Origin of the sequence: Sphingobium sp. B11D3D, assembly GCF_025961755.1 — a bacterium.
GTDB lineage: Bacteria > Pseudomonadota > Alphaproteobacteria > Sphingomonadales > Sphingomonadaceae > Sphingobium.
On record NZ_JAOQOG010000001.1, the window covers coordinates 886,302 to 902,305 of the forward strand.

The following is a 16,004-nucleotide window of genomic DNA, read 5'->3' on the forward strand; positions in this document are numbered from 1 at the left end:
TTAGGCCGGAACCTGCCACAGGCCCTTGTCGGGCTGCATTTCGGCATGGGGCACATTGCCGGTGATGATGCGACCGGTGCCCCATTGATCGATGGTGTTTGGCCCTGGCTCATAATGCGTGACCTGCCAGCTGTCCTCGTCCACTTCCTCAAGGTCGGAAGTGTACTCGACGGCGTTGCCGTTGGGCGTGACGAAGTAGCTGAAGGTGTTGTTGCCCGCAGTGTGCCGCCCCGGCCCCCAGCTCAGCTTGATGCCGCTTTCATGCATCCGTGCGAGGCCGCGCATCAGCTCGTCCACCGAACTCACGTCGAACGCGATGTGGTTGAGTGCCGGCGGTCCGGGGAGGATCGCGAGGCGGTGGTGCGCCGAGTTGCAGCGCAGGAAGACCATGAACTTGCCGATCCAGTCGGACAGGCGGAAGCCCAGCGCCTTCTGGTAGAAGTCTGCGAGCACGACATGGTCGGGCGAGTGGAACACCACATGGCTGATGCCGATGGGGATCGCCTCGCCCTTGTCGAGCTTGCGGAACTCGCGCGGGGTGCTGTCGCAGATCACTTCCATCGCCCGACCGTCAGGATCGAAGAAGCGGAAGGCGAAGCCCCCGGCCGGGCCGCTGGCCGGGGCGGGTTCGCTGATGATCTTCGCGCCGGCTGCCTTCACCTGTTCGAAGATTGCGAGCACGTCCTCCTTGGAGGCGGCGGAGAAGCCGACGAGATCGGTCTTCTTCTCCACGTCTTCCCGCAGCACGATCACATAAGGATGGGGCATGCCTTCGGCGGCGAAGTAGACGCGGCCGTCCTGCTCGGCAACCTCGATCAGCCCCCAGGTCTTGCCATAGAACTCGCGTTCCTTGGCAAGGTCCGGCACGGCCATGGCGACATAATGAAGATCGGTAACGCTAACCATGCATAACTCCCTGGATGAGTCTGACCTCGCTCAGAACTTGCCGCCGATACGCAGACCGTAGGTCCGGGGCTGTTCTGCGCTGGCCGTGACCAGCGAGGCCGATGTGATGTTGCCGGTAATGAGGCGCTGATTGTTCTCGATATTGTTGATGTACGCCGTGACGAAGAACCGGTCATCCTCCGTTGCGAGCGTCAGCGACGCATAGCTCACGAACGCCGCTTCCGACCGGAGATAGGGCAGATAGTCCGCCGTGGAATAGCTCGATCCACGATAGCGCGTGCCGCCCTGCAGCACAGCCTTGTAGGTGCCGAGCGGAATGGTCTGCTGCGCGTCGAGATTGAACGACCATTTGGGCGAGTTGAATGCTTGGTTCCCCGAGCAATCGATACGGAACACGTTGATTGTGCCGCCCGGCGTCACCTGCTGCTGCGGTGTGGAGGCGCAGGTGGTGTTGGCCGGCAGGCCCTGATTCGGCGCGAAGTAGACGAAGCTGTCATATTTCGTGTCCAGATACTGCACATTCGCCGAGAGCAGGGTGTTCGGCGTGGCCATGAACTCCACGTCGAGATCCAGCCCCTTGATCGTGCTGTTGCCGATGTTGCGCGTCAGGAACACGGTCGAGGGCGGCGTGCCGAGATCATAGCCGAACTGGCTGAACTGCTGGTCCTTGTACTTCCACAGGAAGCCCTCGAGGTTTACCTGCAGGCGGTTGTCGAGGAACCGATTCTTGGTGCCGATGGTGTAGGCGTCGATCGTTTCCGGCCGATAGGTTTCAAGGCCGCGTGCGAAGTTGAAGCCGCCGGCGTGATAGCCCGTCTCGAAGCTGGCATAGACCATGTTGCGCGGCGAGAAATCATATTGCGCGGCCAGGCGATAGGTGAACTTGTTGTTCGTCAGGCCGGAATTGATCGGGATTTGCGAGCGCAGGACAAAAGGTGCGGTCTGTGATCCGCCCGCGATCGGCGGCAGGGCGAAGAGCGGGACCGGCGTGATCGGGATACCGCGCTGGCCATAGAAGGCCTGCAAATCGGCTTCCGTCTCCGCCAGAGGGATGAACGGCAGGGTGGGGCAGATATCCTGCGGCGGCGCGGGATTGCCGCAGAACAGGATGTAGACATTCGAGGTGCCGTCGAACCGCTTCTTGTCCGAGGTGTAACGCGCGCCGGCCGTCAGGCTCAGCTGTTCGACAGGGCGCACGGTGAGCTTGCCGAAGCCGGCCCAGCTTTCCGTTTTCGTCCGGAAGTTCTGGTAGGGCGAGAGGCTCTGCTGGTTGTAGCGGGCGACTGCTGCGATTTCCTCGTCGAAGTACATCGCGCCGATAAGATAATCCACCGAGGGGCCAAAGTCGCCGGTCCAGCGGGCTTCGACGCTGGTCTGCTTGTCCTTCTCCTTGGTGTAGCCCTGACGGAACACGCCGTTGAAGGCATATTCGAGGTCCGCCTCACGATAGGCGGGCTGGATCGTCAGTGTGCCGGCGGGCGTGGTGTAGTTCAACTCGGCGGTGATGCCCCAATAATCGTTGTCGTTGAATGGCACGCCATCCACGACCGCGCCCGCCCGGCCGACCTGCGTGAAGAAGCGCGGCGCCAGATAGGCGTTGGAGGCTGGATCGAGCAGGCCCTGCTGGGTCGAGAAGTTGCTGGGCACGAACTGGTAGCCCGAGGGGCCGTTCGGGCCGAAGGTCGGGTTGACGGCGCCCAGATAATAGCCGCTGCTGCTCGCGCCGCCCTGGTGGGCATAATCGGCAGCGACACGAAGCGTGAGGTCCGGCGTCGGCTCGGCATAAATCTGCAGGCGCCCGCCATGCTCGCGCTGGTTGCCGGTGCCATCGGTCTGGAAGGCATCGCGGTGCGAGAACGTGCCGGCGGCGCGCAGCGCGACGGTTTCGCCGAGCGGCACGTTCAGCGCCGCCTGGCCGGTGAACCAGTTGTAATTGCCATAACCCAGGGTCGCGCTGCCGGATGTCTCGCCCAGCTTCGGACGGTTGGGGATAACGTTGATGGCGCCCGCCGTGGCGTTACGCCCATAGAGCGTGCCCTGCGGTCCCTTGAGCACTTCGACGCGCTGCAGATCGTAGAACACGCCCGAGGTCGAGGTGGGGCGGCCGATGTATACGCCGTCATAGTTGAACGAGATCGCCGGGTCCGAATAGGCATTGACGGTGGAGTTGCCCACGCCGCGCACGAAGAACACCGTCGTCGGCCCGCCACCGCCGGATGCGGAGAGGGACGGGGAGATGCGGGAGAGATCTTCCGCGCGCACAACATTCTGGCGGGTCAGCTCCTCGGGGCGAATCACATCGACGGCGAGGGGGGTGCGCTGGCTGTTCTCTTCCACGCGCTGGGCGGTGACGATGATGTCGACCAGGCCGCCATCGTTGGTCGTATCGGCCGGCGAAACCGCGGCGTCCTGTGCGGCGACGGCGGTGGGGATGAAGGCGGCGCACGCGACGGTGCACAACAACAAAGCTCTCATGTTCACTCTCCCAAGACGGCTCTCAGTGACCGTTAATTCCTGATGTACGGAATTATGGATCGCGTGACAAGCGATCTTCTAAGAGCGCGTCGATCATCTTGATAAAGCATGAGAATGTGGGCTGTGCTGCCCAGACGCAAAAAGGGCGGCCCGTAAACCGAGCCGCCCTTCTGTGATATACGCGGAGCAGCGCCGGGAGGCGCTACCCCTCAGATTCAGTCGCGAATTGCGCGTCCGGTGTTTTCCAGCGCGGCGCCGGTGCGGTCGGCAGCGGCGTCCGCGCCACGGCTGATGTCATCGCCGACCCGGTCCGCCGCTGCGCCGGCTTCGCGCGCGCCCTGCTGGATGTCGTCGCCGATCCGGTCTGCGGCGGCGCCGGCCTCGCGGCTCGCCTCGCGAGATTCCTGCGCGGCATGGTCACCGGCATGCTCGACATCGTTGCCGACGGCGTCGGCCGCTTCGCTGGTTTCCTGCTGCGCCTTCTCACTGCACGCTGCGATGGGCAGCGAGATGAGGGCCAGGCTGGCGAGAGTGGCGGGAAGTTTCATGGATAACCTCGTTCGATTGCTGCGCGGCGGACTTGCGCGCCGCTGAAATGGGGATTTGATAGGGCTGATCGGCGTCGGCTAGTTGACGTGGACGCCGCCGAGCGAGCCTAGCACGCCAAAGGCCTGCAGCAGCCAGAGCACCACCGCGATCACCACGACGATGTTGAGGATGCTTTTGATCTTGCCGTCCATCGGAATGTACGTGTTGATGAGCCACAGCAACACGCCGACGACGATCAAGATGATGATGATGTTGAGAAGCGACATGCAACCCTCCCGGTCTTTTTAAACGGCTGGACGACAGCGATCTCCCAGGCTGTGTCCCGCGCGCGCATCCCAGATGCTGCTCAAAGGAACGTCCGGCCCGGCGTGTAGTTCCACGGGGGGCGGCGCGATGTGCCCTTGCCGGCGCCAGTGGAGCTGCCCGTCGCTTGCGCCAGCGCGCGCCCTCGCGTAGGGGCGGGCGCTGATTTCCTGTTCGTCTGCGCAGGGCAGCCAGGGGCGGACGCCGCGCCTCGCCCGATGCGGACGCCATAGCGATTGCCGGAAGCCCATGACCGACCAGCCAAGCCAGAAGAGCGAAGACTTCAAGAGCACCGTATTCCTGCCGCAGACCGACTTCCCGATGAAGGCCGGTCTCGCCCAGAAGGAGCCGGGTATTCTCGCGCGCTGGCAGGCGCAGGATCTCTACGGTAAGCTGCGCGCGGAGCGGAAGGGCCGCACCCGCTTCATCCTCCATGATGGCCCGCCTTATGCGAATGGCGACATTCACATGGGCCATGCGATGAACAAGGTGTTGAAGGACATCATCGTGCGCAGCCAGAGCCTGCTCGGCAAGGATGCGCCCTATGTGCCCGGCTGGGATTGCCACGGTCTCCCCATCGAGTGGAAGATCGAGGAGGAATATCGCAAGAAGAAGCTGAACAAGGACGAGGTTCCCCCGCAGGAATTCCGCGCCCAGTGCCGCGCTTATGCGGACAAGTGGGTGGGCGTCCAGAAGGAGCAGTTCAAGCGCCTCGGCATCATGGGCGATTGGGAAGACCCCTATCTCACTATGAAGTTCGAGGCCGAGGCAGCGATTGTCGGCGAGCTTTTGAAGTTCGCGGAGAGCGGCCAGCTCTATCGCGGCGCCAAGCCGGTGATGTGGTCTCCGGTCGAAAAGACCGCGCTGGCCGAGGCCGAGGTGGAATATGAGGATGTCACCTCGACGCAGATCGATCTGGCGTTCGAGATTGTCGAGGCGCCGAATGCGCCGGAGCTGGTCGGCGCCTATGCGGTGATCTGGACGACGACCCCGTGGACGATCCCTGTGAACCAGGCGATCGCTTATGGGGAGGGGATTGAGTATGTGTTGGGTTGGTTTGAAGGCAAGGACGCAGAGCAACTTCCCACAAGACTTCAAAACCGGAAATTCCTGATTGCGAAGGAGCTATTCGCACAGTTCGCAAACCGAGTCCTGCAGGAAAATCGCGAGCTGCCAGGTCTGACGTTTCAGACCGAGCCAGCGTTTCGTGGTTCTCAACTCGCGGGTGCCATTGCGCGCCACCCGATGGCCAATCTCCTTCGTCATCCCCGTGAAAGCGGGGATCCCGCTTCTTCTTCAACCGGCGCCGAAGGCAGCTGGACCCCGGATCAAGTCCGGGGTGACGGGGGTGCTGGAAGTGGCAAGGTCGGTTTCTTCGATCGTCCCCGCCCGTTCATCGCGGCCGATCATGTTACCACAGACGCCGGCACCGGCCTCGTCCACATGGCGCCGGATCATGGCGAGGAAGATTTCATCGCCTGCAAGGCGGTCGGTATCGACCCCGTGTTCGCCGTCACCGATGATGGCCGCTATCGTGACGACTGGGCGTGGCTCGGTGGGCAGGGCAGTGTCATCAATACGAAGTTCAACGGTCCCGATGGCCCGATCCTCACCGATCTGCGCGCGGCGGGGGCGCTGCTGTCCGCCGGCGATTTCCAGCACAGCTATCCGCATAGCTGGCGCTCCAAGGCGCGGATCATCTATCGCTGCACGCCGCAATGGTTCATTCCGATGGACAAGGCGAGCACCGCGTCCGACGTCGAGATCGCGCCGCTCGCTGGCATCGGTGCGGGCATCGCGCTGGGCGTCAACGCCGCTGCGCCGCTCAGCAACGGCCCGACGCTGCGCGAAGTGGCGCTCGATGCCATCGAGGCGACGCGCTGGGTGCCGGCCCGCTCACGCAACCGCATCCACGCGATGGTCAGCGACCGCCCGGACTGGGTGATCTCGCGCCAGCGCGCCTGGGGCGTGCCGATTGCGCTTTATGTGAACCGCCAGACCGGCCAGTATCTCAACGATCCCGCCGTCAACGCCCGCATCGTCGAGGCGTTCAAGCAGGGCGGGGCGGATGCCTGGTTCGGCGCCGATCATCAGGCGCTGCTCGGCCCGGACTATGCGCTGGCGGACTATGAGGTCGTGAACGACATTCTCGACGTGTGGTTCGACAGCGGCTCGACTCACGCCTTCGTGGTCGAGGCGCGCTATGGCGAGGGTGCCCGCGCCGACCTGTATCTCGAAGGCTCGGACCAGCATCGCGGCTGGTTCCAGTCCTCGCTGCTGGAAAGCTGCGGTACGCGCGGCCATGCGCCTTATGGCGCGGTGCTCACCCACGGCTTCGCGCTGGACGGGCAGGGCCGCAAGATGTCCAAGAGCCTGGGTAACACCGTCGATCCGCTCAAGGTGATGGACGAGAGCGGCGCGGACATCTTGCGCATGTGGGCGGCCTCCACAGATTATTTTGACGATGTGCGCATCGGCAAGGAGGTGCTGGCCGGCGCATCCGATGCCTATCGCAAGCTGCGCAACACCTTCCGCTATCTGCTGGGCGCGCTGGCCGGGTTCGAGAAGGCGGATCGGGTGGCGGTGTCCGCCATGCCGGAGCTGGAGCGCTATATGCTCCATCGCCTCGCCGAGCTGGACGCGGAGCTGCGCGCGGTGGTCGACAAGGGCGAGGAGCGGGACATCTGGCTGGAGTTCGGCCGCTATACCCGCGCGCTCAACGACTTCGCCAATAATGATCTGTCGGCCTTCTTCTTCGATATCCGCAAGGATTGCCTCTATTGCGATGTGAACCCGGCGACGGGCGCGGAGACGGACAAGCGCCGCGCCTATCGCACGGTGCTGGACCATCTCTTCCACGCACTGGTGCGCTATGCCGCGCCGATCATCCCCTTCACGGCCGAGGAAGTCTGGCAGGCGCGCTATCCGAGCGAGGATGGCTCCGTGCATCTGCTCGAATGGCCCGAGGTGGATCGGCTGTGGCGCGATCCCTCGCTCGGCGTGCGCTGGGCGGCGATCCGTTCATCGCGCGATCAGGTGAACGAAGCCATTGAACCGCTCCGGCGCGAGAAGGTCGTGCGCTCCAGCCTCGCGGCGGATGTGCGGATGGCCGATGTGCCCGAGGACGTGGATTTTGCGGAGATGTGCATCGTGGCCAGCGTGACGCAGGATGCCGATCTGGCCGCCCCGGCGATCACCGCGACCGACAAGCACAAATGCGGCCGCTGCTGGCGGCATCTGCCCGAGGTGGACGCGGATGGCGACCTGTGCGGGCGTTGCGCGGAGGTGCTGGCATGAGCGCGGCGCTTGCCGGGGCTTGGCGCAAGGCGGCGGTGGCGCTTGCGCTCGGCGTCACGGCGCTTGACCAGCTCGTCAAATATTTCGTCACGCAGGTGCTGGAACTGCACGAGCGCGGCCTTGTCGGCATCGAGCTGATTCCGTTCTTCAAGCTGACCTATGCCGAGAATCGCGGCATTTCGATGGGCTTCTTCCACGCCGAGACGGATGTGATGCGCTGGGCGCTGGTCGCCATGACCATGGCCGTCTCCGCCTTCGTGCTCTGGTGGATCTGGCGTGAGAAGGAGCGCGACGATGCGCTGGCGCTCGGCCTCGTGCTCGGGGGCGCCATCGGCAACATCATCGACCGGGTGCGCCTGGGCTATGTCATCGACTATGCCGATTTCCACATTGGCGAATGGCGGCCGTTCCTCATTTTCAACCTTGCCGATGCCGCAATCAGTATCGGCGTCGTCATCCTGCTTGCACGCGCGCTGCTGCTGCGCGAAAAGACCGCCGTGAAGGAGTCCCGTTAACATGCGTCTGTCTTATCGTCTTCCGGTTGTGCTCGCCGGCCTGACCCTGCTCTCCGCCTGCGGAAGCACGAGCCTGTTCAACCGTGATCGGCCGGACGAAATGGCTGTCTCGCGCCAGCCTCCGCTGGTCATTCCGCCGGACTTCTCGCTCTCGCCGCCGGCGCCCGGCACGGCTGCGAGCCAGCAGAATCTCAACCAGCAGGCGCTCGAGGCGATGTTCGGCGGCACCGCTGCGCGCAGCGGCGCTGAGACCTCCGCGCTGCGCGAAGCCGGTCGCTCGCTGGCCGAGGTCGGCATCCGCTCGGTCGTTGGCGACCCGAAGACGGAAGTGCTCGAAAAGGGCCGTGTCACGCAGGACATCATTGCCGCGCCCGAGGGTGACGGCCAGTTCGCGCGCGTGGTTGCGTCCGCGCAATAAGGCGCAGCCTATCAGCATGAGTGACGGCGCCGCCCCGAAGGGCAGCGCTGCAACCTTTCCGCTCAGCGGCTCGTTGAGCGGGGGAAAGGAGAGTCACTCATGTCTCACGATATCAAGGATGATTTCTGGAAGGCGCTGGCCGCCAGCCCGGTGCTGATGGTCCGCCGCAATGGCAGCGACGAGCATGCGCTGCCCATGCATGCCTGCCTGGATAAGGATCTCGGGCCGGCCTATGGCGGCGCCGTCTGGTTCTTTACCGAGCGCGACAATCGCCTTGCGTCAGGCGGGCCGGCCATGGCGCAGTTCATGTCCAAGGGACATGATGTGTTCGCCTGCGTTTCAGGTGAGCTTGTCGAGGAAACCGACGAGGGACTGATCGATCGCTTCTGGAGCAATCCGGTCGAAGCCTGGTTCGACGGACGCGACGACCCCAAGCTGCTGGTGCTGCGCATGGACCTTGGCGATATCGAAATCTGGACGGCCGATCTTGGCATCAAGGGCCGCCTCAAGCTGCTGACCGGCAGCCGCATCGATCCGCAGGAAGCCGGCGATCGCGCGAAGATGCCGGTCTGATTGGTCGGATCAATTCCGCGCGGTCAGGCGCTCGGCGAGTCCCATGGCCGCTGCGGGATTGCGCACTTTCGCACCGGAAATGAAGTAGGCGAAGACATCGCGGGGCTGCGCGGGCGCTTTATCTGGCGTGACATAGGTCAGCGCTTCAGGCGCGTGTCCGGCGGACCATGATTGGGCAATCTTGGCCCATTGATCGAGATCGGCGGCTGCGTAGCCGGTCTCGACCTGCTCTTCACTCTTCATGAGGCGCGCATAGACAAAATCGGCGGTCAGATCGGCGATCTGCGGGTGCTCGTCATGGTCCGCGATCACGATGGCGACGCCATGTTGCCGGGCGAGGGCGACAAATGCGGGATAGGCAAAGCTTTGATGACGCACCTCGACGGCGTGGCGGGTGCGAACGCCGTCGATCTTATTCGGCAGCATGGCGAAAAAGGCGGCCATGTCGTCGGCATCGAACTGACGCGTCGGGCGGAACTGCCAGAGGATTGGCCCCAGCTTGTCGCCCAGCTCGGAGAGGCCCGAGTTCAGGAATTTGCTGATCGATTCGCCGGCCTCGGCGAGCTTCTTCTTCGCTACGCAATATTGCAGCGCCTTGACCGCATAGACGAACCCGTCCGGCGCCGCGTCGCGCCATTTGGCGAAGGTCGCCGGGGACTGGGTGCGGTAGAAGGTGCCGTTGATCTCGATCGTCGCGAGATGATTGACGGCGTAGTCCAGTTCCTTCGCCTTGGGCAGATCGGCCGGGTAGAAGGTGCCGCGCCACGGCTCGTAGGTCCAGCCGCCGATGCCGGTGCGGATGGCGCCGACCGTCACGCCCGCGCTCCGGTCTCCTCGATGCCGGTGCTGTTATGGCGCAGCGCCGTCAGCACGGTCTCGACGATATGCGGCGCATTCAGCCGGGCGTCGTCATACTGCTTTTCCGGCTTGTCCTGATCCTGGAACACGTCCGGCAGGCGCAGGGTGCGCAGCTTGAGGCCGGCGTCGATGAGGCCCTCGTCGCTTGCGAGCGTGAGCACATGCGCGCCGAAGCCGCCGATGCTGCCTTCCTCAACCGTCACCGCCACATCATGGGTGGTGAGCAGCTTGCGGATCAGCGCTTCGTCCAGCGGCTTGGCGAAGCGCAGATCCGCGACGGTGGTGGAGAGGCCGCGTGCGTCCAGCGCATCGGCGGCCTTGAGCGCTTCCTCGAGCCGCGTGCCGAGCGACAGGATGGCGACGCGCTTGCCTTCGCGCACGATGCGGCCCTTGCCGATCTCCAGCCGCTCCGGCTTGGCGGGCAGGGGGACGCCGACGCCGTTGCCGCGCGGGTAACGCAGCGCGATGGGGCTGCTGTCATGACAGGCGGCGGTGTGGACCATGTGGACCAGCTCGGCCTCGTCGGCTGCCGCCATCACCACCATGTTGGGCAGAGTGGCGAGATAGGTGATGTCGAAGCTGCCGGCGTGGGTGCTGCCATCCGCACCGACCAGCCCGGCGCGGTCGATGGCGAAGCGCACTGGCAGGTTCTGGATCGCCACGTCATGCACCACCTGATCATAGGCGCGCTGCAGGAAGGTCGAGTAGATCGCCGCGAACGGGCGCATCCCCTGCGCAGCGAGGCCGGCGGCAAAGGTCACGGCATGCTGCTCGGCAATGCCGACGTCGAAGCAGCGGTTCGGGAAGGTCTTCTGGAACTTGTCGAGCCCGGTGCCCGAGGGCATGGCAGCGGTGATCGCGATGATTTTTTCGTCGCGCTCGGCCTCGGCCATCAGGGCCTGAGCAAAGACATTGGTGTAGCTGGGCGGGCCGGCGGGGGCTTTGGCCTGTTCGCCGGTCACGACGTTGAACTTCTGCACGCCGTGATATTTGTCCGCGGCCGCCTCGGCAGGGCCGTAGCCCTTGCCCTTTTGCGTGACGACATGGACGAGCACCGGCCCGTCCGCCATGTCGCGCACATTCTCTAGCACGGGGATCAGCTGGTCAAGATTGTGGCCATCGATGGGGCCGACATAATAGAAGCCCAGCTCCTCGAAGAGCGTGCCGCCCATGGCCATGCCGCGGGCGAACTCGTCCGTCTTACGGGCGGCCTGGTGGAGCGGCCGGGGCAGCTTGCGCGCCAGCTTGCGCAGCGCTTCGCGCACCGAGAGGAACTCGCGGCTGGAGACGATCCGCGCCAGATAGGCCGAGAGGCCGCCCACCGGCGGCGCTATGGACATGTCATTATCGTTGAGGATGACGACGAGCCGGTTGCCGGCCTCGCGCGCATTGTTCATCGCCTCATAGGCCATGCCGGCCGACATGGCGCCATCCCCGATGACGGCGATGCCCTTGCCGGGCTGGCCGCTCAGCTTGTTGGCGATGGCAAAGCCAAGCGCGGCGCTGATTGAGGTGGAGCTGTGCGCCGCCCCGAACGGATCATATTCGCTTTCCGAGCGCTTGGTGAAGCCGGACAAGCCACCGCCCTGGCGCAGCGTGCGGATGCGATCACGCCGGTCGGTCAGGATCTTGTGCGGATAGCATTGATGCCCGACATCCCAGACCAGCTTGTCGTCGGGCGTGTTGAACACATAATGGATGGCGGTCGTCAGCTCGACGACACCAAGGCCGGAGCCCAGATGGCCGCCGGTCGTGCCGACAGCGGAAATCGTTTCTGCGCGCAACTCATCGGCCAACTGCCGCAGTTGTTCGGGGGCGAGCTTGCGAAGATCGGCGGGGGTGCGCACCTGATCGAGCAGGGGCGTCTCGGGCTGGTCCATCATCGGCTCTTATCTAGTGCGTTAACCGGCCATTGTCGAACGGTCATCCAGCCTGTGATGATACGCTCATCGCATATCGCGGCAACTGGTCTAAGGGGCAGGGCGCTATGTCGCAGTGCCTGTGAGCGCCTCAGGTCAGGCGCATTTGGCGCAGGTGCCCAGCACTTCGATAACGGGACGTTCGGTTGCGAACCCATCTTCTCCGGCAATGCGGCGGACTTCGCTGGTCAGCCTGTCATTGTCGATATGCGTGGCCTCGCCGCAGGCCTTGCAGACCAGGAAGATGCAGTCGTGCAGGCATCCGGGATGGGCGTTGGCGATATAGGCATTGGCGCTTTCCACGCGCTGGGCGAGGTTGGTCGCCACGAACAGGTCGAGGATGCGGTAGATGCTGTTGGGCGCGACGCGCTTGCCACGCTTTTGCGAGACCTTGTCTGCGATATCATAGGCAGAGGCCGGCTTTTCCTCGGCCGCGAGCACATCGAAAATGTCGCTGCGCATGTCCGTCCACTGCTCACCCTTGGCTTCGAGCGTGGCGCGGGCCGCAGCAGAGAGCTTGATGCCCGTCGGCTCGGCATGGTTGTGAATATGATGGTCAGCGGTGGCCATGCTCATAATCTAAGCTCTGCTGGCCGAGGCCACAAGCCTTGGCGAACGCGTGCGGCGCGCGACGGAGTCTGCGCGGGATCGCAGGCCGGAATTTGCATGAAATCCGACAGCACTGCCGAAAGCGTTTTTGCGAAAATTGACTTCATCCACTTATTGGCCGGCGGCATCTCCTTGTTTATCGGCGATTTTGGGCGGGAAAATATCTACAAGGCTCTGTTTTTAAAGAGTAAATAGGAATTCTGAGAATTGTGCCTAATTGGCAACACTCCCATCGATTGCGTTATCGATGATATTATCCGCTTGAGTTTGTCCCGGATCGTCGCCTAGCCTATTAGTTAGCTTACTACGAGAGTGTGCCGACAAGGGTGTGTCAGCGACCTGACGACCCAGAATCGGGCTCCGAAAAGTGGGCGGGAGTGCAGTCGTCGGGAGGCGGCTGAGAAAAGGGAGAGGAAACTATGTCTGTAAAAATGGACTCGTTTTGCGTGCGCGCGGCATTGGCGTGCACGACGGCACTGACGGTTCTGTCCATGCCATCGGGCGCGATCGCGCAGCAGACCGATGGCGCTGACGAGCAATCCATCGTGGTCACCGGCTCGCGCATCGTTCGACGCGACTATGAAGCCAGCAGCCCGATCGTCACAGCGGGGCAGGAACTGCTCCAGAACAGCTCGACCGCCGCGCTTGAGACCAACCTGAACAAACTTCCCGCGTTTACGCCTGTGCAGACGCCGGCAATTGCCAGCGATATTCAGCCGACGGCAACCAGCACGCCGGGTGCGGCAACCGTTTCTCTCCGTAACTTGGGCACCAACCGCAACCTCGTCCTGGTCGATGGCCGTCGTGCCACGCCGGCCAACGCTTTGGGCGTCGTGGACATCAATACGATTCCAGCAGCGGCTATCGAGCGGGTCGAGATCATCACCGGCGGTGCTTCGGCGACCTATGGTGCGGACGCTGTTGGCGGTGTCGTCAACTTCATCCTCAAGAAGAACTTCCAGGGTCTTCAGTTCGATACCCAGATGGGCATCTCCCAGCGGGGCGACGGCCGTGAATTCTCGATCAGCGGGATCATGGGCGCGAACTTCGACGACGGCCGAGGCAACATCACCATTGGCCTGTCCATGAACGATCGCGAGAGCGCCCTGCGCCGCGACCGGCCCTGGTTCCGCAATGCCTGGAAAGACCCCCGTTTTACTGGCACTGAGTTCTTCCCCGACTTTTCGGGTTATCAGCCGATTGGCGGCAACAACCCCAATCAGGCACTGCTCAACAGTTGGTTCGGAACCACCGTCAACACTCAAGGACAAACAGTCCCGAATGTGGCGGCCGGAAGCCGGCTTTATTTCAATGACGACGGCACGGCCTTCACCGGCTTCTTCCAAAGCCCCACTGGCGGCGCGTCGCGCTTCAAAGGCGATCTGACGGGTCTCAAATGGAAGCGTCAGGGAGATGGCTCGCTCGGCCAGAACTTCCAGGACGAACTGCTGGTTCTGCCGCTCAACCGCTATAACCTCTACGCACGCGGCAATTACGAAATCAACGACTGGATCGGCGCCTTCGCCCAAGGCACGTTTACGCGCGTTCAGACTCACACGGTCCAGCAGCCTTCGCCTTCGGTGAATGGATGGTCCGCGCTGATCCCGGTGGATGGACGGGCAATTCCAACGGAACTGGCGCAGGTGCTGGCTTCTCGCGGGAACCCCACGGCGCCGTGGCAGCTAACCTACTATCTAAACTACGCCAATCGTGAAGCGCGTACCGACGTCTTTACCTACAATCTGGTGGCTGGCCTAGAAGGCAAGGTCCCCGGTACGGACTGGACCTGGGAGGCCTATGCGTCCCAAGGTGAATCCGAAACCAACGCCCTGATCACGGGCACGGCCTCGCTCGCCCGCTTCCGCGCTGTCATCCAGTCGCCGAACTGGGGCGCCGGTTTCAAATCCCAGGGCAACGCAGCCTTTGGCGGCTTCGGTGCGGCTTCAGCCACCTGCACGAGCGGCTTCAATCCGTTCGACCCCAATGCGCAGGTTTCGCAGGATTGTATCGACGCGATCCGGGCCGATCTCAAGAACCGCGCGGTCATGCAGCAGAGCGTGTTTGAAACGAATGCTCAGGGCGGGCTATTCAACCTGCCAGCCGGTCAGGTTCGTGCGGCGGTCGGCGCGAGCCATCGTCAGAATCGCTATGAGTTCCAGAATGATACGCTGACCTCGCAGGGCACCTCCTTCCAGGATCAGGCGATCGGCATCTACCCGAGCGGCAACTCGCAGGGGCTCATCCGCGTGGACGAGTTCTACGGCGAGTTGCTCGTCCCGGTGCTTTCCGATCTGCCACTGATCCGCAAGCTGGACGTGACCGTGGGTGCGCGTAACTCGCACTACAACACGACAGGTAATGCCTTCACGTGGAAGGCGATGGCCGATTGGGAAGTCACCGACTTCCTCACGATTCGTGGCGGCTTCAACAAGGCCGTTCGCGCCCCGAACGTCGCCGAATTGTTCCTGGCACCGCAGCAGACCTTCACGGCTGCCGGTGGCGGCGATGTCTGCCGCCTCAATAACGGCCTAGCATGGTCGGCCAATACGGCGAAGAATTCGAATGCAGCGAATGTGCAGGCAGTCTGCCGAATCCTGATGGATCAGACGATTGCGGGGACGGCTAACACTTTCTACTCGGACCCGGCTTTCTACAATGCCCAGGGCCCGGCCTTTGCGTTCCCGACCCTCGTCGGCAACCCGTCTGTGCAGCCGGAAAAGGCCAAGACCTGGACTCTCGGCGCCGTGCTGCGGTCCACTGCGACCAGCGAGTTGCTGCGTCGTCTGCGGCTGACGGTCGATTACTATAACATCAAGGTCGACGACGCGATTGGTCCGCTCACCCTCGACACTGCGCAGCGCCAATGCTTCGATCCGGTCTTCAATCCGGCGATCGCCAACAATCCGACAGCCGCTGCGGCGACGGCAGCCTGCCAGGCTATCGGGCGCGTGGCCGGCGATGGTGCGTTGGGCAATGTGCAGGTCACCTACCTGAACAACGGACGTTTCCGCACCTCGGGCATCGACGTCCAACTCGACTGGTCGGTTCCGGTGGGGCCAGGCACGTTCAGCATCAACTCCGTATTCAACTATCTGCTCTCGCTGAAATCGGCGCCGTTGCCGGCATCGGCTGGTGCGGCCGGACAATTGGTTGAATATGCAGGCACGCTGGGCCCGGCAGGCAGCGCGGCGATTGCCGAAAACGGCCTCAATCCCGGTTCCTTCCGTTGGAAGATGCTGAACTCGTTCAGCTATGCGGTCGGGCCTGTCACGGTTGGGGTACAGTGGCAGCACCTGCCTGCCGCGAAGTCGATCACCTACACCTCCAACAACGCCACCACTTTTGTCGGGGCGCCCGCTTACGATCTGTTCAACCTGAACGGTTCGTTCGCCGTGACGCGGGACGCGACGCTGCGCTGGGGTGTGGACAATCTGTTCGACAAGGCGCCGCCGCTGCTCGAATACAACACGGGCGCAGCGCTTGGAAATGGCGTGGGTGCCAGCCCGTTCAACGCCTACTTCTATGATATGAATGGCCGCCGCTTCTACCTCGGCGCGTCGTTCAAATTCTGAGGATGACGGA

13 protein-coding genes are annotated in these 16,004 nt (G+C 63.3%); 6 read left to right on the top strand and 7 right to left on the bottom strand.

Annotated features, from left to right (window positions below):
• The 4 genes from M2334_RS04195 to M2334_RS04210 all read right to left on the bottom strand — a co-directional run bounded on the left by M2334_RS04195 (position 1) and on the right by M2334_RS04210 (position 4,196).
• The gene (locus tag M2334_RS04195) at positions 1–906 is read right to left on the bottom strand and encodes a VOC family protein (protein ID WP_264604848.1); all 906 of its coding nucleotides are present in this window, start codon (positions 904–906) and stop codon (positions 1–3) included.
• 30 nt (positions 907–936) lie between these two features.
• Positions 937–3,381, bottom strand: a complete 2,445-nt coding sequence (locus tag M2334_RS04200; RefSeq protein ID WP_264604849.1) for a TonB-dependent receptor — start codon at positions 3,379–3,381, stop codon at positions 937–939.
• A gap of 215 nt (positions 3,382–3,596) precedes the next feature.
• Positions 3,597–3,929, bottom strand: a complete 333-nt coding sequence (locus M2334_RS04205; RefSeq protein WP_181560475.1) for an entericidin EcnAB — start codon at positions 3,927–3,929, stop codon at positions 3,597–3,599.
• Between the two features lie 78 nt (positions 3,930–4,007).
• Complete coding sequence (locus M2334_RS04210; protein ID WP_181560474.1) at positions 4,008–4,196, bottom strand: Thivi_2564 family membrane protein; 189 nt, start codon at positions 4,194–4,196, stop codon at positions 4,008–4,010.
• Between the two features lie 286 nt (positions 4,197–4,482).
• Between M2334_RS04210 and ileS the strand changes: the two genes are divergently transcribed.
• The 4 genes from ileS (at position 4,483) to M2334_RS04230 (ending at position 9,036) form a co-directional block, all read left to right on the top strand.
• On the top strand, positions 4,483–7,530 hold the full coding sequence (gene ileS / locus M2334_RS04215; RefSeq protein WP_264604850.1) for an isoleucine--tRNA ligase: 3,048 nt from the start codon (positions 4,483–4,485) through the stop codon (positions 7,528–7,530).
• Positions 7,527–8,045 (top strand): signal peptidase II, encoded by a 519-nt coding sequence (lspA, locus tag M2334_RS04220; RefSeq protein ID WP_264604851.1) that lies wholly within the window; start codon positions 7,527–7,529, stop codon positions 8,043–8,045. The genes ileS and lspA overlap by 4 nt, the downstream gene beginning before the upstream one ends.
• Before the next feature lies 1 nt (position 8,046).
• A complete protein-coding gene (locus tag M2334_RS04225; RefSeq protein WP_264604852.1) occupies positions 8,047–8,463 on the top strand; it encodes a DUF3035 domain-containing protein in 417 nt (138 codons plus the stop codon).
• A gap of 99 nt (positions 8,464–8,562) precedes the next feature.
• Complete coding sequence (locus tag M2334_RS04230) at positions 8,563–9,036, top strand: pyridoxamine 5'-phosphate oxidase family protein (protein ID WP_264604853.1); 474 nt, start codon at positions 8,563–8,565, stop codon at positions 9,034–9,036.
• Between the two features lie 9 nt (positions 9,037–9,045).
• Here M2334_RS04230 and M2334_RS04235 read toward each other — a convergent pair whose 3' ends face one another.
• The 3 genes from M2334_RS04235 to M2334_RS04245 form a co-directional block, all read right to left on the bottom strand.
• Positions 9,046–9,852 carry a DUF72 domain-containing protein gene (locus M2334_RS04235; RefSeq protein WP_264604854.1) on the bottom strand — a complete coding sequence of 269 codons (807 nt, stop codon included), beginning with the start codon at positions 9,850–9,852 and terminating at the stop codon, positions 9,046–9,048.
• On the bottom strand, positions 9,849–11,777 hold the full coding sequence (gene dxs / locus M2334_RS04240) for a 1-deoxy-D-xylulose-5-phosphate synthase (protein WP_264604855.1): 1,929 nt from the start codon (positions 11,775–11,777) through the stop codon (positions 9,849–9,851). Before dxs ends, M2334_RS04235 begins: the two co-directional genes overlap by 4 nt.
• Positions 11,778–11,909: 132 nt before the next feature.
• On the bottom strand, positions 11,910–12,383 hold the full coding sequence (locus tag M2334_RS04245; RefSeq protein WP_264571155.1) for a Fur family transcriptional regulator: 474 nt from the start codon (positions 12,381–12,383) through the stop codon (positions 11,910–11,912).
• Between M2334_RS04245 and M2334_RS04250 the strand changes: the two genes are divergently transcribed.
• Positions 12,366–12,617, top strand: a complete 252-nt coding sequence (locus tag M2334_RS04250; protein ID WP_264604856.1) for a hypothetical protein — start codon at positions 12,366–12,368, stop codon at positions 12,615–12,617. The two genes, M2334_RS04245 and M2334_RS04250, sit on opposite strands and share 18 nt — an antisense overlap.
• A 224-nt stretch (positions 12,618–12,841) precedes the next feature.
• The gene (locus M2334_RS04260; RefSeq protein ID WP_319801335.1) at positions 12,842–15,994 is read left to right on the top strand and encodes a TonB-dependent receptor domain-containing protein; all 3,153 of its coding nucleotides are present in this window, start codon (positions 12,842–12,844) and stop codon (positions 15,992–15,994) included.
• Positions 15,995–16,004: the final 10 nt, after the last annotated feature.